This is a genomic window from Bifidobacterium sp. LH_558 (assembly GCF_056356295.1).
In genome coordinates this window covers 74,964-97,217 of record NZ_JBKETZ010000002.1, presented here as the reverse complement: position 1 = coordinate 97,217, position 22,254 = coordinate 74,964, and the positions used below count along the sequence as shown (strand labels likewise).

General features: G+C 60.2%; 14 protein-coding genes and 1 pseudogene. All 15 read left to right on the top strand.

Annotation, left to right across the window (positions count from 1 at the left end; translation table 11 throughout):
- Nucleotides 1–155: 155 nt before the first annotated feature.
- The 15 genes and pseudogenes from AC1AV0_RS03250 (at nt 156) to AC1AV0_RS03180 (ending at nt 22,159) form a co-directional block, all read left to right on the top strand.
- Nucleotides 156–1,220 carry a GNAT family N-acetyltransferase gene (locus AC1AV0_RS03250; protein WP_476571079.1) on the top strand — a complete coding sequence of 355 codons (1,065 nt, stop codon included), beginning with the start codon at nt 156–158 and terminating at the stop codon, nt 1,218–1,220.
- A gap of 10 nt (nt 1,221–1,230) precedes the next feature.
- A complete protein-coding gene (locus AC1AV0_RS03245; RefSeq protein WP_003828150.1) occupies nt 1,231–1,545 on the top strand; it encodes a DUF2469 domain-containing protein in 315 nt (104 codons plus the stop codon).
- Between the two features lie 262 nt (nt 1,546–1,807).
- Nucleotides 1,808–3,418 (top strand): NAD(P)/FAD-dependent oxidoreductase, encoded by a 1,611-nt coding sequence (locus tag AC1AV0_RS03240; RefSeq protein WP_476571076.1) that lies wholly within the window; start codon nt 1,808–1,810, stop codon nt 3,416–3,418.
- 400 nt (nt 3,419–3,818) lie between these two features.
- A complete protein-coding gene (locus AC1AV0_RS03235) occupies nt 3,819–4,223 on the top strand; it encodes an HTH domain-containing protein (RefSeq protein ID WP_476571074.1) in 405 nt (134 codons plus the stop codon).
- A 317-nt stretch (nt 4,224–4,540) separates the two neighbouring features.
- Nucleotides 4,541–6,595 carry a transcription termination factor Rho gene (rho, locus tag AC1AV0_RS03230; RefSeq protein ID WP_476571072.1) on the top strand — a complete coding sequence of 685 codons (2,055 nt, stop codon included), beginning with the start codon at nt 4,541–4,543 and terminating at the stop codon, nt 6,593–6,595.
- Nucleotides 6,596–7,472: 877 nt separating this feature from the next.
- Nucleotides 7,473–8,894: a hypothetical protein gene (locus tag AC1AV0_RS03225; RefSeq protein ID WP_476571071.1), complete on the top strand. Its 1,422-nt coding sequence runs from the start codon at nt 7,473–7,475 to the stop codon at nt 8,892–8,894.
- A gap of 87 nt (nt 8,895–8,981) precedes the next feature.
- Nucleotides 8,982–10,247, top strand: a complete 1,266-nt coding sequence (locus AC1AV0_RS03220; RefSeq protein WP_476571069.1) for an MFS transporter — start codon at nt 8,982–8,984, stop codon at nt 10,245–10,247.
- Between the two features lie 195 nt (nt 10,248–10,442).
- Nucleotides 10,443–11,459: a LacI family DNA-binding transcriptional regulator gene (locus AC1AV0_RS03215; RefSeq protein ID WP_476571067.1), complete on the top strand. Its 1,017-nt coding sequence runs from the start codon at nt 10,443–10,445 to the stop codon at nt 11,457–11,459.
- A gap of 333 nt (nt 11,460–11,792) precedes the next feature.
- Nucleotides 11,793–12,185 (top strand): chorismate mutase, encoded by a 393-nt coding sequence (locus AC1AV0_RS03210; protein WP_476571065.1) that lies wholly within the window; start codon nt 11,793–11,795, stop codon nt 12,183–12,185.
- Between the two features lie 423 nt (nt 12,186–12,608).
- Nucleotides 12,609–15,956, top strand: coding sequence for a SpaA isopeptide-forming pilin-related protein (locus AC1AV0_RS03205; protein WP_476571063.1), 3,348 nt, complete (start codon nt 12,609–12,611; stop codon nt 15,954–15,956).
- Nucleotides 15,866–16,906 (top strand): Spy0128 family protein, encoded by a 1,041-nt coding sequence (locus AC1AV0_RS03200; RefSeq protein WP_476571061.1) that lies wholly within the window; start codon nt 15,866–15,868, stop codon nt 16,904–16,906. Before AC1AV0_RS03205 ends, AC1AV0_RS03200 begins: the two co-directional genes overlap by 91 nt.
- Before the next feature lie 160 nt (nt 16,907–17,066).
- Complete coding sequence (locus AC1AV0_RS03195) at nt 17,067–18,884, top strand: SpaH/EbpB family LPXTG-anchored major pilin (RefSeq protein WP_476571059.1); 1,818 nt, start codon at nt 17,067–17,069, stop codon at nt 18,882–18,884.
- A gap of 150 nt (nt 18,885–19,034) precedes the next feature.
- Complete coding sequence (locus AC1AV0_RS03190; protein ID WP_476571057.1) at nt 19,035–19,502, top strand: HTH domain-containing protein; 468 nt, start codon at nt 19,035–19,037, stop codon at nt 19,500–19,502.
- Nucleotides 19,499–20,594, top strand: a pseudogene (locus AC1AV0_RS03185) (class C sortase). The gene AC1AV0_RS03190 and the pseudogene AC1AV0_RS03185 overlap by 4 nt, the downstream one beginning before the upstream one ends.
- Before the next feature lie 212 nt (nt 20,595–20,806).
- Nucleotides 20,807–22,159, top strand: a complete 1,353-nt coding sequence (locus tag AC1AV0_RS03180) for an ATP-binding protein (RefSeq protein WP_476571055.1) — start codon at nt 20,807–20,809, stop codon at nt 22,157–22,159.
- Nucleotides 22,160–22,254 lie beyond the last annotated feature (95 nt).

Below are 22,254 nucleotides of genomic sequence, written 5' to 3'. Positions count from 1 at the left end.
ACCGCCCTTTTTCGTCCCCGGGCGAACATGGAACACGCCGTGGGGCTTGGGGAGGTGTGGGGCATATCGCGCTCCGGCTTCTTCCAGCGTTCATACAGACGAGTAAGATATGTTCGGCATTGATTGTTGGCCAATCATGAGGAATGTTAGGAACCATGATCGAGAACACCGCGCAGAAAACGGGGGAGTCGTCCCGCGAGTTGCCCGCACGCATCGTCATTCCGCCGATTCGTGGCGAGATGGTGCATCTGAGGCCCGCCACCGTGGAGGATCTGCCCCGGCTCGACGAGCTGGACGCCTTCTATGGCGCGTCCAAAATCACCGGCAAGGACGCGGCCGCCGAGCGCGCGCTGGTGCATGCGTGGGTTCGCCGTTCCGTGGCGTGGACGAACGGGCAGCAGCCGGCCGAATCCGGCGTGGGCGATCCCGAATCCCGCCGTACCGTGGCCTGGGCCATCCTCACCGACGCCGACCATGACGACGACGGCGAAACCGACGCTCCCGAAACCGACAATGTGATCGGCATGATCTTCCTGATCGACGTCGACGGCTGGTCGCGTTCCGCGCGCATCCAGGTGATTCTGGGACGCGACTACCGCGGCCGCGGCTATTCGCGAGACGCGATGCCCCGCGTGATGACCTTCGGATTCGCGCCGCAGCCCGTCGGCCTGGGTATGCACCGCATCTGGGTGGGTGTGCCCGAGAAGAACTCCCGCTCGAACTCCGTCTACCGCTCGCTGGGCTTCGTGCCCTCCGGCGTCTCGCGCGACGCCCTGTGGGATACGGAGAACAACAAGTACCAAGACCTGATCGTGATGGACACGCTGGTCGACGAATACGATCCGATCCGCTCCCTCGACGCCTTCGGCATGCATGTGTTCGAAGACAATCCCGGCGTCAAGGAGGCCCTGAGCGCGCGCGAGCATTCCCTCGCCATCCAGAAAACAAGCTTCCTCGGCTTGGGCGGGACCGTTCCGAGCGAATCCGATCACGCCGACGAACAGCCCGCCGTCGAGCCGCAGCGCGAGGAGCGTGTGGCCGAGCATGAGCCTGAGGCGGCCGAATCCGCCGCCAAGCCGCGCCCAACCAACACCGGCACCTCGGGTGAGTCGGAGTCGGAGAGCAACTGGCCCTACGGTCAGTCCGAACGCAAGACATCGAAGGACGCGTGGTGGCGCACGCTGGGTCGTGGCCGCAAGCGCGACACGGAAGGTAAGTGAACGCACAGCTATGAGCGCTGAGGATCTCGATAACTACGAAACCGACGCCGAGCTCGCCCTGTATCGGGAGTATCGCGACGTCATCAAACTGTTCACCTATGTGGTGGAGACCGAACGCCGGTTCTACCTGGCGAACAAGGTCGATTTCAACGTGCGTTCCGCCGGGCAGGACGTCTACTTCGACGTGCAGCTCACCGACGCGTGGGTGTGGGATGTCTACCGTTCCAGCCGCTTCGTCAAATCCGTGCGCATCGTGACCTTCAAGGATGTGAACGTCGAGGAAGTGCAGAAAACCGACATCGACATCCCCGACGATATTCACTGATCGGTTGGCTGGCTGATTGATGGGTTGTCCGGTTGGCTGGCCGGTTGGGTGAGTGACCAATCGGCCGGTTTGCCTGATTGACTGATTGTCAGCCAGCCGCGCGATCACCCCTCTTAAGGGTGATGTGAACGATAACAGGCGTAATGGCGGGCTTTTCGCGCACTACGCTGGGAATGATTCTGTGTGCATTCGCACATCCGACGCGTGCGTTTGCTATGGGGTCGGGTAGACTGTCCCTGATTTTGATGAACAAGGAGAGATCGTGACCGAAAAGCAATCTGTGGTGATCATCGGCGGCGGCCCCGCCGGTCTGACCGCCGCTTGGGAACTGATCAAGGACGGCGGCGCCGAATCGTATGACGTGACCGTGCTCGAGGAGACCCGAGAGTTCGGCGGCATTTCGCGCACCGTGCGCCATAACGGCAACCGTATGGATATCGGCGGCCATCGCTTCTTCTCGAAGGACGAGCGCATCATGCAGTGGTGGAAGGACACGCTTCCGCTGCAGGGCGCGCTTTCATACGACGACCGCAAGCTCGGTCGCGAACACGATATGGAGCCGGGCGGCCCCGATCCGGAGCTGGAAGACAAGGTGATGCTCAAGCGCCACCGCGTCTCCCGCATCTTCTGGAACCGCCGCTTCTTCGACTATCCCATCTCGCTGAGCGCCAACACCTTCCGTGCGATGGGCTTCAAGCTGACCATGCAGGCGGGCTTCTCCTACCTCGCCTCCATGGTGCACAAGCTGCCCGAAGACAATCTGGAGAACTTCTACATCAACCGCTTCGGCCGCAAGCTTTACTCCATGTTCTTCGAGGGCTACACCGAGAAGCTGTGGGGCCGCCATCCCTCGCAGATCTCCGCCGACTGGGGTGCCCAGCGCGTCAAGGGCCTGAGCATCATGGGCGTGCTGAAGAACGCCTTCGCCAAGCTGAGCCCCAAGAAGCGCGACAATTCCGAGGTCGAGACCTCGCTGATCGAAGAGTTCTGGTACCCCAAGTACGGCCCCGGCCAGCTGTGGGAAACCGTTGAGGAGAACTGCGCCGCCGCCGGCGTCAAGGTGCTCACCGACGCCAAGGTGGTGGAGCTCAAGCAGGTGGACGGCGCCATCGCCGCCGTGGTGTACGAGGATTCCGAAGGCAACCGCACCGAGCTCGCCGCCGACCAGTTCATCTCCTCGATGCCGGTGAAGGATCTGGTCAATGCCATCGCCGCGCCCGCGGCCAATGGTGAGGAGCATGCCAAGCCCGCGCCCGCCGACATGGTGGAGGTGGCCAACGGCCTGCCCTATCGCGACTTCGTGACCGTCGGTCTGCTCGTCAAGCATCTGCGCCTGAAGAACACCACCGACATCCCCACCCTCGGCAACCCGCCGATCGTGCCCGACTGTTGGATCTACGTGCAGGATCCGGGCTACAAGCTGGGCCGCCTGCAGATCTTCAACAACTGGAGCCCGTATCTGGTCAACGATGTGGACGACACCGTGTGGGTCGGCCTCGAGTACTTCTGCGAGGAGGGCGACTCCTTCTGGTCCATGAGCGAGGAGGACGTCGTCAAGTTCGCCATCTCCGAACTCACCCGCATGCGTGTGATCAACGGCCCGCAGGACGTGCTCGATTCCCATCGCGAACGCGTCAAGAAGGCGTACCCCGCCTACTTCGACACCTACGACCGTATGTCCGAACTCGTGGAATACCTCGACGGTTTCGGCAACCTCTACTGCGTGGGCCGCAACGGACAGCACCGCTACAACAACATGGACCACTCCATGGCCACCGCCATCGAGGCCGTCGGCAACATCAAGTCCGGCAAAACCTCGAAGCGCAACGTGTGGAGCGTCAACACCGACAAGTCCTACCATGAGCAGAAGTAGCGGTATCTCGTACAGATAGCCGCGCGCTGACAGCCATTTCGCCAAGCCGATCCACCCATTGGGGAGGGTCGGCTTGGTTGTTTTTTGTATGGGTGATTTTTCGTGGCGGCCGGTGGAAAAACGGCGATTTCGCCCGCTGCCATGCCCTTTGCGAAACGAAATAATGATGAACGGGGGTTAGGTTCCTGAAAAAGTGCTGTGTGGGGGTATATACTGTCAAAGCGCAAGTCGTCTGACAACATACCGCCAGCGTCGAACGGTCCTCCACGGAACGTTCGGCACCGATATGACAGGGCGACACAACGCGGATAAGACGGAGCAATGGCGTCGGCGTGCGTTGCGACCGGACTTGCGACATATCAAACCGTGACCGACGACATCTTCGTGCAAAGGCGATGACATGACCACCAAACGATTCACCCTGACCGAACTCACCTACCTGCAACAGCTCGGAGCCGTGGAGTGCGTCAGCGAGAGCCGCATCCAGTACTCCCAGGCGTTCCGGGACGAATGCATGCGCCGGTATATGGCTGGGGAGTCCGCGAGCATGGTCTTCCGCCAGGCGGGAATGCCTCCGGAGCTGATCGGACGCAAGCGCATCGAACGCTGCGTGGCCCGCTGGAAGCCGGAGTGGCTGCAGGGCCATGATGACACCAGCGAGGAGGAGCTGGATGAGATTCGCTCCCACCTGTATCCGGATGAGACCTGGCGTCTGACTCGGTTGGAGACGCTGCTGGGCGAGCGCGACCAGCGCATCAAAGAGTTGGAAGCCGAAGTGGAGCGCCTGCGCAAACAGTGCGTGTGACCGCACGCATGTGTGATCGCATGTGTGATTGCGCATGTGTGATTGCGCATGTGTGATTGCGCATGTGTGATTGCGTGTGTGTGATTGCGCACATGTGACCGCGCGTATGTGACCGATCGTCCGCGATTCGTGAGGGGCCTTGCCGTATGCGTATTGCCATACGGCAAGGCGTTTTGCTTTGGTCGGGCGGGCGTTGTAAGGTTGGATGCAGTTCGCGAGCACAGTTTTGCCGCGGACGTTCAACAGCGGATTAACCGCAAATCATTCTTATGAGCCCTGTTCGGCCGTGCCGATTGGGCCAAGGAAAGGCATTACCAGTGGCAACAAGCCAGAATCTTGAAGATATGAAGCTCTCCGAGCTCAAGGAGCTCGCCAAGCAGATGGGTCTTCGTGGCACTTCCACCATGCGCAAGCCCGACCTGCTTGCCACCCTGCAGGCCGCCCGTTCCGGCGGCGAGGCGCCGGCCGGTGTGACCGTGCGTGCGCCCAAGGCCGCTCCCAAGGCCGCTGAGCCCGCGGCCGAACCGGCGGTCGAGCCGGCCGCCGCGCAGGCCGCGCAGGCCGCAGAGCATGAAGCGACGCCGGACGCCGATGACCGGCCAAAGAAGCCGGCTCGCGACAACGGCGACCGCCGTACCAGCCGTACCAATCGCACCGCCAACCGCGCCGCCGGCCGCGCCAAGGACGCCCAGCAGGACGTGCCGGCCGACGCCGCCAACCTCTTCGACGAGCTGGGCATCGACGCGCCCATCGCCCAGGACGAGCCGCGTGCCGCCCGCGATACCAAGAAGCGCGACCGCGCCCCGCAACTTGATGAGAACGGCGATGAAGTGATCGTGGCCAATGTGCGCCGCCGTCGCCGCCCCGAACCCGTGCTCGCGCCCGAACCCGAAGAGGGAGTGCGCGATCTCGACGACATCCTCGCCACCCTGCCCACGCAGAAGCATGACCTTCGTGACGCCGGCGAGACCGAGCGTCCGCGTCGCGCCCGTCGCGACCGCAACGCCGACGACCATGCTGATCGCTCCGAGCGCGCCGATCGCGGCGAACGCATCGAGCGTGGAGATCGTGCCGAGCGTAACGACCGCAATGCCGACCGCAATGCCGACCGTAACGTCGACCGCCGTGGCCGCCGCCTGCGTGGCCGCGACCGCGACATGGAAGACCAGCGCGGCGAGGAGCGTGTGGTGCGCGAGGACCGCCGCCGCGAGGAACCGGCCGAGGACATGGTCCCCGTGGCCGGCATCGTCGACGTGCTCGACTCCTACGCCTTCGTGCGCACCTCCGGCTACCTGCCCGGCCCCAACGACGTGTACGTCTCCATGGGCCAGGTCAAGAAGTACGGCCTGCGCAAGGGTGACGCCGTGCATGGCACGATTCGCGCCCCGCGTGAGGGCGACCGCCGCAACCAGCGCCAGAAGTTCGTGCCGCTGCAGGCCATCGACTCGATCAACGGCATGAGCGTCGAGGAGGCGGCGAACCGTCCGCAGTTCGCCAAGCTCACCCCGCTCTACCCGCAGGAGCGCCTCAAGCAGGAGACCACGGCCAACAAGCTCACCGGCCGCATCATGGACATCGTCTCGCCGATCGGCAAGGGCCAGCGCGGCTTGATCGTCTCCCCGCCGAAGGCCGGCAAGACCATCACCCTGCAGAACATCGCCAACGCGATCACCGCCAACAACCCTGAAGTGCATCTGATGGTGGTGCTGGTGGACGAGCGCCCCGAAGAGGTCACCGACATGGAGCGCACCGTGGCCGGCGAGGTCATCTCCTCGACCTTCGACCGCCCCGCCTCCGACCACACCACGGTCGCCGAACTCGCCATCGAGCGCGCGAAGCGACTGGTGGAGCTCGGCCAGGATGTGGTGGTGCTGCTTGACTCCATGACCCGCTTGGCCCGCGCCTACAACATCGCGGCCCCTGCCTCCGGACGCATCCTGTCCGGCGGTGTGGACGCGCAGGCGCTGTACCCGCCGAAGAAGTTCTTCGGCGCGGCCCGCAACATCGAGAACGGCGGCTCGCTGACCATCATCTCGTCCGCGCTGGTGGAAACCGGCTCGAAGATGGACGAGGTGATCTTCGAGGAGTTCAAGGGCACCGGCAATATGGAGCTGCGTCTGAGCCGCGAACTGGCCGACAAGCGCCTGTTCCCGGCCATCGACATCAACGCCTCCGGCACCCGCCGCGAGGAGCTCATCACCGCGCCGGACGAGCTGCCGGTCGTCTACCGTCTGCGTCGCCTGATGGGCGGCATGGAGCCGGAGCAGGCCTACCAGACTCTGGTGCCGCGCCTGAAGAAGACCGCCAGCAACCGCGACTTCCTCGCCGCCATCGTGCAGCAGCAAGGCGGCGGTGCCATCAACGGCAACTGACCGGTTGGTCGCGACTGGTTTCTTCCGTCGCGTAACAGCTGACTTAAGTGGGCACTTGGGACTCTCCCCAAGTGCCCACTTTGCGTATGGAGATGCCTCGACTGCGCTCGGCATGACGAGGGTGGGGTATTGCGCTCGGCATGACGAGGGTGGGGTGCGGTTGCGCTTGGCGTGACGGGGATGATGGTTGTTCGTCATGCTGAGCGGAGCGCAGCGGAGTCGAAGCATCTCCATGGCGTGACGAGCGTGGGGTATTGCGCTCGGCATGACGAAGGCGTGGAGCCGCACCTCTTCGGGCGGTTTCGTTACCCCTTTGGGCGGTTGATTATGGGACACGGGCGGTTGGCGTGGGCTTCGGGCGGTTTCTTTATCCTCTCGGGCGGTTGGTATGGGGTACGGGCGGTTAGGGTTTTGGCCTGTGGGCTGTTGGAGAGGCTTCGGAAGGATTAAGAACGTTGGAATTCCGCCATTCTTGATTTCGTTGAAGTGGTTGATTGAAGAGATCGGCGAATCCGGTAGCCGCCCGAAGGCGTGTGGAACCGCCCGAAGGCACGTGGAACCGCCCGGAGGTGTGTGGAGCCGCCCGAAGGCGTGTGGAACCGCCCGGAGGCACGTGGAACCGTCTGGGGTTAATCCTAACCACACGGCGGTGCAAGAAGTCGCCCGCTGTTATGTGGTCGATGGTTGATGAGACGTCCGTTCTCGCATCTGTCTCATCTGAACCTGATGAGATTGGGGGCGACTCTTCTTATGGAATTCCTCGGCGTGTCGCCATGTTGACAGCGGCTCCAATCCTCCCTATACTCAATGCTTAATCGCTTAAACATTTAAGCGCTTAAGCAAAACGGGCAGAACGTCTGCCATGCAAGGAGGCATAATGAACACCCCTGTTTTCTACCGTCCCAAGAACGCCTATGTCGGCGACGCCATCCCCTTTGTGGAAGACGGCACCGCATACCTGTTCTTTCTGCTTGACGAGCGCACCGAGCCGAAGCCCGGCATGCCGTGGGCGCTGGTGACCACCAAGGACTACGCACATTATGAGGATCACGGCATTGCTCTTGCCTCAGGCGGTGAAAACGCCAAAGACTTCAACTGCTATACCGGCAGTGTGCTGAAGGATGCTGATGGGCGCCATCATCTCTTCTATACGGGCAACAATCCCAAAACCACTGATGAGTCCGGCCGCTCCATTCAGCTGGTTATGCACGCCACTAGCGACGACGGCATGCTCACCTGGGAACGTCATGACGAACTGTCGTTCGGTCCTTGCGAAGGCTATGAGGCCTACGACTGGCGCGATCCGTTCGTGTTCCGCGATGAAGAGAAAGGCGTGTGGCGCATGCTTTTCGCCGCGCGGGCGGACCAAGGCGCCGACCGCCGTCGCGGTGTGACCATGCAGTACATTTCCGAGGACCTCTACCACTGGACTCCCACCGATCCGTTCTGGGCCCCAAATCGCTTCGTGGCGATGGAGTGCCCCGAGGTGTTCCAGTGGGGCGATTGGTGGTATTTCGTCTACTCTGAGTTCACCGACGCGTTCACCACCAAATATCGCATGGCCAAGAGCTTGGAAGGCCCCTGGATCGCTCCCGATAAAGACACCATCGACGGTCGTGCCTTCTATGCCGCCAAAAGCGCATTCCTCAACGGCAAACGTTATTTCACCGGCTGGATTTCCACCAAGAAAGACGAGGTTGACGATGGCGAATGGCAATGGGCGGGCACGATGTCTACGCTCGAAGCAGTGCAGAACGAGGACGGCACGCTTGGCTTCCGCTTCCCTGATGCACTGGTAGGCGACTTCGTCAAACCTGTGGAGCTGAATATCCCCGAAACGACCTTGAGTGCTCCTGACAGCTATGTATGCAGTGTCTCCGAGCAGGAGGCTCCGCGTGAGGCCACCTATATCAAGGCCACGCTCGATATTGCGGAAGGCACACATGAGTGTGGATTGTTGCTTCGTTCATCCGAGGATGGTGACTCATCGTATGCGATTCGTTTGGAGCCGCACCGCTCTCGTATGGTGTTTGACCGTTGGCCGCGCAAGACGACCGGTGGCGAGCAGTGGCAGATTTCCGGCGATGTGCCGTTCTATGTGGAATTGGAACGTCCCTGCGACCTGCCCGCCGGCGAACACACGTTGGAAATCATCATGGAGGACTCCATCGCCGTGGTCGTCCTTGATGGTCAGGTCTCCCTCAGCACACGCATGTACGACAAGCTCGACGGACGTGTGGGATATTTCGTGAGCGATGGAGCTGCTGCCATCGTCTCGCTGGAAGCGCGCACTCGATAAGCCATGATGGTGCGCAAGTCGTCGCGGCGCGTGGTCTAGGTGACGGGCCCGCGCCGTGGGCGACGATATGATCGTAAGGAAATGCATATGTCAACGACGGACAATCAACCAACAGCTAAGACTAAGCTCGGCGTCAGCGGGTATCGCTTCCTCTCCGGATTCGGAATCTACGCGATTCTGCAGAACATGGGCTTTTATATGATCGCTGCGGTGCTTATGCCGCAGCGTCTTAAGGATATCGGCATCGACAATCCCGACGCGTTGCTCGGTGTGATCAATGGTGCGGGCGCCATGCTCTCCCTATTCGTCAACGTGTTCGTGGGTGCTATGTCGGACCGCACGCGCAGCCGCTTCGGCCGTCGCACTCCGTGGTACCTCGCCGGTGCCGTCATCGCGGCGGTCTCGTTCTATGCCATCGGAGTTCCCACCACGGGCACCGGAGTGCTGCTGGCCTACTGCTTCGCCAATATCGGTCAGAACATGATGACCGCACCCATTGTGGCCACGCTTTCCGACAGGGTTCCCGAAAAGAGCCGCGGCACAATCTCTGCTGCGTATGGTGGAGGAATCACCGTGGGCCAGGCTATGGGCACGTTCCTCGCCTCACTGTTCATCTCGCAGACCCATATCGGTTTCGTATGCGCCGGCGCGATGTACATCTTCGCTGGAGCCATGGCTTTCCTGTTGATGCCGCGCGAGCCCCGCAATGATCTTGATCCCAAGCCGCAGCAGCAAGAAAGCCTGTGGAGGATCATCATCCGCGCGTTCACCCCGCCGGTCAAGGGCGCGGGTGATTTCTGGAAGGCTTTTGTGTGCCGCACCTGCTTAATTGTGGCCTATCAGATGATTGCCTCCTACCAGCTGTACATTCTGCAGAATCATCTGGGACAGAGCAAAACTCAGGCCGCTGGCGTAATCTCCACGATGTCCATCATCACGATGGTGGTGGCGTTCATCGCCTCGGTTACGTCAGGGCCGGTCTCGGACCTCATCGGCCGCCGCAAGCCTCCGGTGATTTTCGCCTGCGGACTGTATGCCATCGGCATCGCTATGCCATGGCTGATTCCCAGCACGTTAGGCATGTATCTGTTCGCCGGCATCGCAGGATTTGGTTATGGCATGTACATGGCGGTGGATCAGGCGCTGAATGTGGATGTGCTGCCGGATAAGAAGAACGCCGGCAAGGATCTTGGCTTCTTGAACGTGGCAAGCTGCGCGGGGCAAGCCATCGGCTCCGGCATCACCTCCACGCTAGTGACGATGACCGGCTCGTACAACCCCGTGTTCCCAGTCGCCATCGCCATCGCCGTGGTCGCCGCGCTTTCCGTGGTCGGAATCAAGCGGGTTAAGTGAGTGCTGCAAGGCGTCCCTAAGGTAACGTCATCCTGAGTGGAGTGAACGGAGTCGAAGGATCTCGCGACATATAGCGTGCGAGATCCTTCGACTCCGTTCTGCGAACTCCGCTCAGGATGACGTTACAGGTTTGCTTGGTGGAAGGGCTTGGCTGAATCGGATGCAATCCTATGGCGAAGGAGTATTGTGGGGACAATGGGTAAGGTGACTTTAAGCGACGTGGCGAGGGCGGCTGGAGTATCCACTGCCACGGCATCCTGGGCGATTAATGACAATAAGAAAGTCCGTATTCCCGAAGCGACGCGTATCAAAGTGCGTAAGGTGGCTGACCGTTTGGGGTATCGACCTAATGCTTTAGCCAAAGGATTGGCGCAGGGGGCATCGACTTTGATTGGTTTTGTCGCGGATGGTGTGGCAAGCACCCCGTTCGCCGGCCAGATGATCGCTGGCGCGCAGGAGGAGGCGTGGGCGCACGGCAAGCTGCTGTTGGTGGTCAACACTAATGGTGAGACCGCGTTGGAGGAATCTGCACTGACGTTGTTGCGTGAGCATCAGGTGCAGGGAGTGATTTATTCGACGTGGTATCACCGGTCGGTCGCGTTCCCCAAGGGGCTGGAGGAGATTCCCACGGTGCTGGTTAACTGCTTCGACGAGGACGGCAGTCATGTGGCCGTGGTGCCTGATGAGGAGCAGGGCGGCTACGCGGCCACTGTCGAACTGTTGAAAGCCGGGCATCGACGTGTGATGTTCTTGAACACTACAACGCCTTCGCCGGCGCAGACCGGTCGATTGGAAGGGTATCGCCGGGCGTTGGGCGAATGGGGTATCGCATTTGACGATGCTTTGGTGATGTCGGTTCGTCCGGATCAAGAGGGCGGATACGAGGCTGCGCGAATGGTGGCGGAAAGCGGTGTTGCCGCGGTGTTTTGCCATAACGATCGTGTGGCGATGGGTCTTTACGACGGTTTAAAGGAACGTGGCATATCGATTCCCGATGAAGTATCAGTGGTTGGATTCGATAACCAAGAGGTGATTTCCGCCCACCTGCATCCCTCATTGACCACGGTTGGATTACCGCATTACGAACTGGGCGTGCTAGGCGTGCGTCGGCTGCTCGCCATGGATGCGGGAACATCCGAAGAGGAAAGCGACCAGTTGAGGACCTTGGTGGAATGCCCCACGGTGCATAGGGACTCGGTCCGAGCATTGTGACGTTTCGCACGTCGCGTATTGCAGTGTGCGATGCGATGGCGTATGGAGATGCCTCGGCTCCGCTCGGCATGACGAGGGTGGGGTATTGCGTTCGGCATGACGAGGGTGGGGTATTGCGCTTGGCGTGACGGGGATGATGGTTGTTCGTCATGCTGAGCGGAGCGCAGCGGAGTCGAAGCATCTCCATAGCGTGACGAGGGTGGGGTGCGGTTGCGCTTGGCGTGACGGGGATGATGGTTGTTCGTCATGTGAGCGGAGCGCAGCGAGGCGCAAGCATCTCCACGGCATGACGGATGCGGTGGTGCGGGGGCGGCAGGGAGTAGGCTGGTGGGTATGAGTGAAACGACTGGTAGCGACTGGCAGAATTCCACTATTGATGAGGCGCAGGCGGCGGAGCATCCTGAAACCGCGGCGGCCGTGGCGGCGATCACCGCGTTGCGGCAGACCATCGATAATGTGGATTCCGCGATCATCTCGCTGCTGGCGGAGCGCTTCAAGGCCACGTCGCGCGTGGGTGTGCTCAAGGCGCAGGCGGGGTTCGCTCCCGAGGATATGAAGCGCGAGGATTATCAGATCGAACGTCTGCACCGCATCGCCGTTGATGCGGGATTGGATCCGGATATCGCGGAGATGTACCGCGAATTCGTGGTCACCGAAGCCAAGAAGCGCCATGCGCGCATCGCCGCTGCCGGCGGTGATCCCGGCGTGCTTGACGTTTTCGCCTGATTGCGCCGCTGCGTCGCGTGGCGCCCGTAATGCCACGATGTCACGATTGCTGGGGTGATTTTGGTGGGCTGTCGTGGAGGGTTGATGGGTTCTGAATGGCGGGAAACGCCGGTGAAATTAGACACTGAAATCCTCTGTGTGTGAAATGCACCCGATAAGCGGGGGTGTTTGTTCTTTGGTGGGATTGCAGTGCTGGTGCGTGTTTTGTGCGCATATAGGGGGCTGCAAACGTACTGTAGGGTGTCTATAGGTGTATGTGAGAGGGGTATGATGGGGGTCTGATGATGTAAGGACGCATAGATAGGGGGCGCGATGAAGTGCAGAATATCGCTGAATTCCAATAATCATCACCATGGTTGGCTTCGGGGGAAGCTGTTTACGAGGGTAGGGGGCAAACGTCATCTTGCATCACTGGCAGCGGCTGTGGTTGCCGTCGCGCTGTGTTCGAGCGCGGCCGTCGCTTTGGCCAATCCCGGTGAGGGGAACAGCGGCGAACAAACCCAGACCCTGATCACGTCAACCGACACGACTGATGGAAGCGGCCAGAGCGATGACACGAATGCCATCAACGTCGTAGATGAAGGGTCGGGTGACTCTGGCTCGGGCGACGCCGGTGATGCCACCGGTGGCTCGGGGAATGGCACGGATGGTTCCGGGGCGTCCGGCGACGCGAATACCTCCGGCGGTGATGGCACCAACGGTGACGTGTCTGGCGGCAGCAGTAGCGGGGACGGCGATGGTGCCAGCGATGCCGGTGGCGCGAGTGGTGCTGGCGATGCCGGTGATGCCGGCGATGCCAATGACTCCACCAATAGCAATGACTCCGCCAACACCAATAACTCTGATAACACTAATGACTCCGGCAGCACCGGTGACGGCAACAACGCCAATGACTCCACAGATGCCAATGGCGACGCAAACGAGTCCGACGAATCCGACGAGTCCGATTCCATCGATGCGCAGGCAGATTCAGATTCGGATTCGGATTCGGATTCGGAGGGCACGGTCGACTTCTCCGAACACACCGTCACAGGTGTGACGCCGAGCAACACCACGATCAATCTGTTCGATTACTGGGTGAATTCAAGTAATCCAACCAATGAGGACAACAATTTCGAGAGCATGATCAACGAGGATCATGCGTTGAAGTTCCTACGCAACGCGAATCCCGCCGACTATGAGAAATGTGAGCAGCAGGCCGCTCTTGCCGAAGAGGATCCTCAGCATAAGGACCTCCCGGATAATCTGAAAGGCAAAACGCCGGAGCAAATCATGCAGCAATGCTCGGTCCAGGACCGCGGTGAGGCGAACTTCTGGACGGGCGCGCGAAACAGTTCCGGTGGTGTGGAGAAGGATCTCCGCCGTACCGGCATCGTGCAGAACACATTGGATGAGAACGGTTATCCGCAGCTGTCCGGCGAAGCCAACAACTCGGATGATTCCGTGATGTTCAAGAACGCCGACGGCACCACATCGGACTCGACCGAGTCGTTGCAGTATCTGTTCGATCCGTCCGTGAACCATGAGGGCAAGCAATCGTATGCCGCGGTGAGCAATCTGCTGCAGATCGACGATGAAGGCTATTACTACTACGACAGCAGTGAGAATTTCGCCTCCTACGACAGCGCGAATAGGAAGTTCACGCTGTACGACAGCGGCGCGGTTGATGGCGGCGGCACCACATCGTCGAAGAACAGCGGCACGCAGTTCTTCCCGTTCAACACCGCGGAGGATGTGTTCGACGCCAACAGTCTGAATGACGACGGCACGCTGAAGCCGAACGACATCAAATCGGGTCAGCAAGGCGTGTTGAACCATTATTTCGGTCTGACGATGTCCACGCGCTTCACCACGCAGAACAACGGCAAGGTGACCGGCTATGACGGCAAAGAGCATGATATGCAGTACAACTTCGCCGGCGACGACGACGTGTGGATCTATATCGATGACGTGTTGGTGGCCGATCTGGGCGGCATCCACGACCCGGTGGGCACGAGCATCAACTTCGCGACCGGCGTGATCACGTTCGGCAGCATGAACGAGGACGGCACGCTGACGGAAATCGAATACACCACCACCATCCATGACGCGTTCGTGGCGGCCGGCAAGGAAGGCACCGTCGACTGGACGACCTTGGCCGACGGCACCAAGATCTTCGCGGATGGCGGCAACCACACCATCAAGATGTTCTATATGGAGCGCGGCAACCAGGCATCCAACCTGCGTCTGAGCTTCAACCTGGTGAACATCCCGGAGAGCTCGATCATCAAGGTCGACCAGTCCGGCAATCCGGTCGCCGGAGTGTCCTTCGAGCTGTACGGCGCGGAGGATGATTACAGCTATGTCTGGGGTAGGGATCAGGTCGCCGAAGGCACCACCGACAGCGCGGGCCAGCTGGTGCTCACCGATCCCGAAAGCGGCATGCCCATCTCCTTCGATGAGATATACGCCCGTGGGGAGGGCCAGAACGGCGGGTACACGCATTATGTGTTGCATGAGGTCTCGGCACCCGAGGGGTACCGAATATCCGGGGATGTGAAGCTGGACTACCATCCGCCGGACGACGACGGCACGCAACAGTTCAGCGGCTACGTCACCGCGAACACGGAGAGCATGTGGGAGACGGGCGCGTATACGAATACGGGCGTGCTGATCCAGGCTCCGGAGGATATCTACGCTCTGAGGGACCCCAACAATCCCGGTGAGGCGGGCGATCTGATCGACCAGACCACCGGCACCCTGTTCGCCGTGGTGCTGGCGTACCAGGGCGAGGAGCCGACCGATCCGTCTGATCTGGCCCATCAGGGCAATTGGAAGGTTGTGGTGGGTGATTCCCTGAACGGGTACACGTACTATGACGCAGACAACATCGGCCAGATCGCCTCCGTGGCGGCCGAACATCCCGAATCCACGTATCGTTTCGTCATGCAGGTCAAGGGTGGTCTTCAGGCCACGATCGACGAGCTTCCGGGCGACATCAGCACGTACTACAACCTGATCGAGTCCGAGAACGGCACTCCTTCGGCGGAGAATATCGAAGCCTACAAGAACCTCAAATACACGGTTTCGTATTACCACACGTCGGCGAGTTCGCTGGCGGATGCGACCGGCGAGAACACCACCCGTCTGTATATCGCGGGCGAGGAGCCGAACACGACGTGGCAGCGTCAGTTCTCCGCGAGACTGAAGGTGCCGAATATCAAGAACCGGCTGCTTGTGCAGAAGACGGATGAGAAGTGGAATCCGCTGACCGACATCGACGAGAATCTGACGGTGGAGTTCACGCTGTACTCCGAGGATCAGGTCAATGTCGCCGACGACGGAACCGTTACCGCGAAGGACAAGGACACGTATTACGACCGGGTGACCACTACACCGGAGTTTGTCACCAACGACGCGGGCAGCGACAACGGCAAGATGCTGATGCATAGCGCCGCGATGTTCCCCACAGGAAGCAATGTGCTCAAGACGGGCGTGTATTACCTCGTGGAGACGAAACAAGCCTCGTACGGTTACAAGCTGACCGACCAGGCCACCAAGGTGGTGGTGACGACGGACGGCGTGTACGCCGATGCCGGCGAGAGCGACGACGACGTGCGTGTGTGGAAGGGCGTGGGTTCGTTGGTGCGCTTGCGTCCGATGATGAGTTCGACAGCACGCTGCGGGACATCACGGCCACGTTGCAGACGGGTACGGAGCCCACGTATGACCAGTCTCTGGGTTGGCAGTACGACTGGATCGACGTGGAGCCCGAGCAGTCGCATAACCTGACCTATGGTTCGGGCGGCGCGGTACTGCAGTATGGTTTGACTGGTGTTGAGGCGGGCAGACCGGGGGCCTCGTTCGAGGATGTGTTCCTGATGGTCGACGAGGGTTGGTCGAATCTGAAGATCACGCAGAACTACGATGGTGCCGGCGTTTCGAGCGAGCACAAACAGAATCTCGGCGATCGCGATCTGGACAACCTGTTCTCCGGTCTCACCACCATCCAGGTGAGGAACCATCCGAACGCGCAGAGTGTGTCGGTGCCGCTTGAGGCGGTGAAAACCGTCACGGGTGACGACTGGCCGGATGATGCGACGTTCACGTTCAAACTGGAGGCGGGGGAGACGCCCAACTCTCGTATCGATGTGCCATTGCCTGTGGGTGATGGTGTGGTGTGTGACTCGGATGCCGGGAGCTGCACGGTAACGGTGTCGAAGCCGGAATCGGGTAATACGAACACGGTGTCGTTGGGTGAGCTCACCTACACATTGCGGCTGTTCTCGCCGTCGGGTGTGCAATGGAGTACTGATTCGTTGACCTTCACCTACACGATCAGCGAGGTCACGCCATCGGCGGACAGCGCGGTCAAGGAGCTGACCTATTCGAAGGCCAGCTACACGCTCTCCGTGACGGTGATCCGGTTTGGTGCTGGAAACGATTTGAAGGCCGAAGTGACGCTGACGCGAGATACCGCGGATAACGGTTCCGCAAGCGTTCAGCTGGTGAACACATCCGAGTGGGGGCAAGGCACCGAAGATGCCGACCATGTGACGCCCAGCGCCGAGTTCACGAATTCCTTCGATCGTGGTCCGCTCCTGGGGCTGCCGTCCACGGGCGGTTCGACCGCCCGCCAGTGGCTGGTTCTGGGCTTGAGCCTGATCGGAGTTTCGGTGCTGGCGTGGTTGGCCTATCGCGCATGGCGCCGTCGCAACGGCTTGTCCAACACGGTTGTGTGATGCCACACAATCCCCGATAACAGAAGATTTACGGATACGCAGAGGCGCTCGGCGCTCGAACGATGGTCGTTCCCGCGCCGCGTCTGGCTCGAACTCGAGTGTGAAAATCCTCCACGCTGTCCGTGAGAGAAAAAACAAATAACAGGAAGTAGGGATTCCCATGAAGATGAGGAAACTATTCGCCGGCGTCGCCGCCGCAGCAACGATGCTCGCCGGTCTGACGATCGGTGTGACCACCGCCAACGCGGCCGAGGATGATCCGATCACGTTGGATACCGGCACTCCGGCCACCATCACCGTGAACGCCCCGGCGGATGACCAGAGCACAACGGACGTCGATGAGAACGCATCGTTGAACGGACACACGTTCGTGGCGATTCGGTTGGCCTCATATGACGACGCGGTGTACGGTGCCAATGATGCGACCGCCAAAAGCGTGTCCTTGCTGACGGAATCCGCATTGGTTTCCGACATCGAGACGGTTCTGAATGACGTGATCGCCGACAGTATCACGCCGACCTATGAGAACAGCGAGTTCACCGACAACCCGATGGGTTATGTGGCCAAGTACATGCTCGGCTACAAGGTTGCGGGCAACACCGTCAACCGGGACGAGACTTCGAAGGACTCGCCGTATGCGGGCGCGCTGCGCGATTTCGTGACCGCGCTCGCCGGTAAAGCGACGTTCCAGAGTGAGGTCACCAAGGGCACTTACACCGCCACGGGCGCCAACGGCAAGGCCGAGTTCACGAACCTTCCGCAGGGCGTGTACGCGGTGGTCGATACCACCGATCTGTCTGCCGCCTCGGCCGATGTCGCCAAGTTCACCACGTCGATCCCGATGCTGCTCGGCACCAAGATCTACCCGCAGGGCGACGTCACCGGTCTTGATCTGGCGAACCAGAGCGATCTCGGCATCATCCAGGTCAAGAACGAGCCGACTCCGGTCGAGAAGACCGTGGACGAGTCGTCGCAGTCCGTGGGCAAGGATGTGACCTGGACCGTAACCGGCAAGGTGCCGAACGTGACCGGCTACGACACCTACACCTACACCCTCACCGATACCCCGGGCGTGGGCCAGGATGTGAAGCTGGATGCGAGTAGCCTTTCCCTGACCGTCAAGGAAAGCAAGGAATCCACCGGCACGTTGGCCACGTTGAACTACGGCACCGACTTCACGGTGAAGAGCGAAGGCGAAGACACCACCGGATACGAGGCTAACGGATCGACGACCTTCGTGGTCACCGTCTCCAACGATTGGCTGATGGGACTGAAGAGCACCAACTCGTCTTTGGTCGGCAAGACCTTCGTGCTGACCTATAAGGCCACGATCAACTCCGCCGCCATCGCCTCCAGCGGGGCCGTGGGCGAGATCGTCAACGACGTGGAGGTGAACAACAACGGATCCACGAACGAAGACGGCGACAAGACCTACACCTACAACTTCCAGTTCACCAAGGTCGATGCGGACGGCACTGGAATCGAAGGTGCCGAGTTCAAGATCAAGAACTCCGCCGGCACCTTCCTCACGCAGAACGCCGACAGCAAGGCGTGGACCGAGGCCGCAAGCGAAGCCGATGCCACGGTCTTCACCTCCGGCGCAAAAGGTGTGGTGAGCTTCACCGGTCTGGCGGCCGGCGAGTACACGGTCGTCGAAACCAAGGCCGCGGACGGATTCTTCCAGTCCGCCCTGCCGACCTTCACCGTGACGATCACCCAGACCAAGGACGGCACCGGCGCAGTGACCGGCTATACGATCACCTTCGGCGAAGACGCCGTCTGGGATCTGGTGACCCCGACCGACAACGGCACCGCCGACGCGACCGCGACAGTCAAGAACGTCAAGAGCATCACCCAGCTGCCGCTCACCGGTGGCGCGGGCATCGCCCTGTTCTCCGTGATCGGTCTGCTGCTTGCGGGCGCGGCCGCCACGGTGTACGTCAAGATGCGCGGTGTGAAGCAAGCCTCGCGCGCCTGATTGTGTTGCATCGGCGTATCGCGTCGGTGCAACCCTTCAGTAATGCGCGAGCGGCTCGTGCGGGGCGGCGGACTTCTGTCGGTCCGCACGGGCCATTCCTCGGTTAATCAGAGGATTTTTAGAGAAGAGAAGAGAAAAGAAGGAGTTTTCATGCCTGCGGTTCAACGTGAGTTCACTCCCGAAGAGACGGCTTATCTGAACATGCTTCCGGCCGTCATAAATGTGAGTGGCACACGCATCACCTATGCGCACGAATTTAAGGTCGCTTGTCTTGCCGACTATATTTCCGGGCACTCGCCGTCGGCGTTCTTCCGGCAGGCGGGACTTCCGCCGGCACTGATCGGTGCCAAACGCATCGAACGGTGCATCGCGCGCTGGAAGCAGGATTCCAAGCTGGTGAGAGAAGCCCGTATGTCCCTCGAAAACGACGGCGCGTCGCTGTTCGACGGCAAGGTTGATGCGGTGTCTCCCAGCGACGTCACCAAGTCGGTGATCTCGCTATCCAACTCGAAGCGCTACGATTTGCGTGATCTGGTGATCTATCAACAGTCATTGCATATTCACGAACTTGAACAGGAGCTTGCCCGGCTGCGCGCCTTCGTCGGGCCGTTAGCATGACCTTCGAAGAAGCCCTCGATACCTCGGATCTCGCCGCACGACGCCGGTCGTTGCGCCGCCAGTTGCTGGTGATGCGCACGGTGGTCATCACTTTGCTGGTGGCCGCCATTGTGGTGACGGGGTATCCGCTGGCGTTGCAGTGGTGGTCGGCGAGAGAGCTGGCCACCACTTCTTCCGACGCAGCCGCCGAAGTGTCCGGCTGGCCGTACCCCCAAGCCGAAGAGACGCTGGCCGCGGCGCGCGAGTACAACGCGCGTCTGGCCGAACAAGGGCAATCGGTGTTGGGCGAGGCGTCCGACCCGTTCTCGAGCGTGTCCGGCGGTTCGCGCGCGTCGGGCGAGGAGGATTCCGCCGCCGCGCAGGACTCCGAATATCAGTCTTTACTTGACGCGGGCAGTGGCGTGATGGGATCCATCCGCATTCCGAAAGTCTCCATCGAACTGCCGATCTACCATGGCACCAGCGAAAGCGTGCTGGCCCGTGGCGTGGGGCATTTATACGGTACGTCGCTACCCGTGGGGGGAGAGTCGACGCATAGTGTGATCACCGGGCATCGTGGCCTGGTGGAAGCGTTGATGTTCACGCGCATCGACGAACTCGTCGAAGGGGACTTCGTCTACGTTGAGGTGATGGGGGAGACGCTCGGCTATGAGGTGGACCGCATCAGCGTGATCGAACCGGATGACGATTCGCAACTGCGTATCGTGTCCGGTGAGGACCGTCTTACCTTAATGACATGCACGCCATACGGCGTGAACACGCACCGTCTGCTCGTCTCCGCTCATCGGGTGGACATCCCAGATCCCGCGCCCGACCCCACCGACCTGCATGACGCACGCACCATCGCCCTATGGATCGCCGTCGCCGTACTCGCCGCTGGATGGACCGCCATCCGCATCGCGACCTACCTTCGCCGACCCAAGCGCAACCCCCTCGGCCCATGCCGCCATCTGGCCAATTGACCCGGCCGCAACCTATCTTCCTGACTCAAATTCAGCCGGCAACAGTGGCCCACGCATTTGGCGTCCTCGTCAGCCCATCAGCAGAGCGAAATTCCGAAAAGTGTCAAAAACAAGGGGTTTGAAATTCTGAAAAGTGTCAAAAATAGGGTGTTCGAAATTCCGAAAAGTGTCAAACCCTTGGGTACTACCCCGTATTTCATAGGTGTCTGTTACCAACTGGCAAAGTAAAACTGCCAATTTTTCCAAAACTGGCAGTTTTATTTTGCCAGTTTCTGTGTAGCTGGTAAAATGAAACTGCCAGTTATGCGTCAGGTGGTTGGAAGGTAGTCGAAAGGAGGCGCGATGAATCAGGTCATCATGCAGACGTTGCGAGATTTTTCCCTTGATGCTTACCGTCCGATTACGCCGCGAGCGCTTGATCTTGGAGAACCGTTACCGCCTAAAATCGGCAATCTGGTGAAGGTCGTCACAGGTATGCGGCGCAGCGGGAAAAGCTACCGCTTGCTGCAGGAGATGGATGCGCTTATTGCGGGAGGCGTTCCATCGGAACATATTTGCTATTTCAATTTCGAAGACGATCGATTGTCGCCCGTCACGCCTGAAACAGGTGACGAGGTGTTGGAGTGCTTCTATGCGATGCATCCTACGGCGTTGAGTGAGGGAGCGTATCTGTTCCTCGACGAGGTGCAGGAGATGCGGAATTGGGGCACGTGGCTGCGGCGTATCGTGGACACGCGTAAAGCCACGATTTATGTGACGGGCTCCTCCTCGAAGATGTTGTCCAGCGATATCGCCACGGAATTCAGGGGCAGGGCTCTCGATTTCGAGTTGCTGCCCATGTCCTTTCGTGAAATCGCCGAGTCGAAGGGCCTTGTCGAGGCCGGTGAATCAACGGATTTTACGACTGAACGTCGTGTTCTGCTATCCAACGCGCTCGGTGATTATCTGAAGAGAGGGGGATTTCCCGCAGCGCAAGGATTGCCGGAGGGTTTGGCCACACCGTTGCTCCAATCTTATGCGCAGCGTGTGGTAGCGCGCGATGTCGTGGAACGTCACGACATCGCGCGCGCTCGCGTGGCATCCGTATTCACCAGTCGCGTGCTGGGATCCAATGGCAAACAGCTTTCCGTGCGCAAAACGGAGAATGTGATGCGTTCGATGGGATTGAAGACCAGTCGTGAGACGTTAACGGATATCCTCTCCTACCTTGAAGACGCATATCTCGTGTTTCAAGTGTGGGACTTTTCCAAGGCGTTAAGCGAAGCCACCACGGCATTGCCGAAGATCTATGCCATTGATCCCGGTCTTGCACTGGCCAACGCCAATGCGAATGTGCGCGATGAGGGGCAGCGGTTGGAGAATGCCGTGTATTTGGAATTGCGGCGTCGCGTCGCCGGTTCTCGCCGTGGCTCGATCAGCTCGTACCATACGCGCGCACACGGTTGGGAAGTCGATTTTGTGGTGGGCGACGAAATCGAGGGGCGTCCGTATGAGCTGTATCAGGTCACGGCCGATATGGATGACGATGCCACACGCGAACGTGAGACTCGCGCGCTATGGGAGGCGATGGACGAAGCCGGACTGGACTCCGGCATCATCATCGTCGAGCATGGAAAAGAAGCCGTCTACGAACGTGACGGCCACACCATCCATCAAATTCCAGCCTGGCAGTGGCTCCTAGACCCCCAATCCTGACATCGGCAACCTTTTGGGCGTCTATGAAAAGTGCCGTGAGGCATGGGGATTCCATGACTCACGGCACTTGATGGTTGCGATTCGTCGCTACCGAT

Excerpts from the sequence above, each read along its gene's own strand:
- AC1AV0_RS03225 (WP_476571071.1), top strand. The coding sequence starts at position 7,473 with ATGAACACCCCTGTTTTCTACCGTCCCAAGAACGCCTATGTCGGCGAC.
- AC1AV0_RS03190 (WP_476571057.1), top strand. The coding sequence starts at position 19,035 with ATGCCTGCGGTTCAACGTGAGTTCACTCCCGAAGAGACGGCTTATCTG.
- AC1AV0_RS03250 (WP_476571079.1), top strand. The coding sequence starts at position 156 with ATGATCGAGAACACCGCGCAGAAAACGGGGGAGTCGTCCCGCGAGTTG.
- AC1AV0_RS03220 (WP_476571069.1), top strand. The coding sequence starts at position 8,982 with ATGTCAACGACGGACAATCAACCAACAGCTAAGACTAAGCTCGGCGTC.
- AC1AV0_RS03195 (WP_476571059.1), top strand. The coding sequence starts at position 17,067 with ATGAAGATGAGGAAACTATTCGCCGGCGTCGCCGCCGCAGCAACGATG.
- AC1AV0_RS03215 (WP_476571067.1), top strand. The coding sequence starts at position 10,443 with ATGGGTAAGGTGACTTTAAGCGACGTGGCGAGGGCGGCTGGAGTATCC.
- AC1AV0_RS03235 (WP_476571074.1), top strand. The coding sequence starts at position 3,819 with ATGACCACCAAACGATTCACCCTGACCGAACTCACCTACCTGCAACAG.
- AC1AV0_RS03210 (WP_476571065.1), top strand. The coding sequence starts at position 11,793 with ATGAGTGAAACGACTGGTAGCGACTGGCAGAATTCCACTATTGATGAG.
- AC1AV0_RS03245 (WP_003828150.1), top strand. The coding sequence starts at position 1,231 with ATGAGCGCTGAGGATCTCGATAACTACGAAACCGACGCCGAGCTCGCC.
- AC1AV0_RS03180 (WP_476571055.1), top strand. The coding sequence starts at position 20,807 with ATGAATCAGGTCATCATGCAGACGTTGCGAGATTTTTCCCTTGATGCT.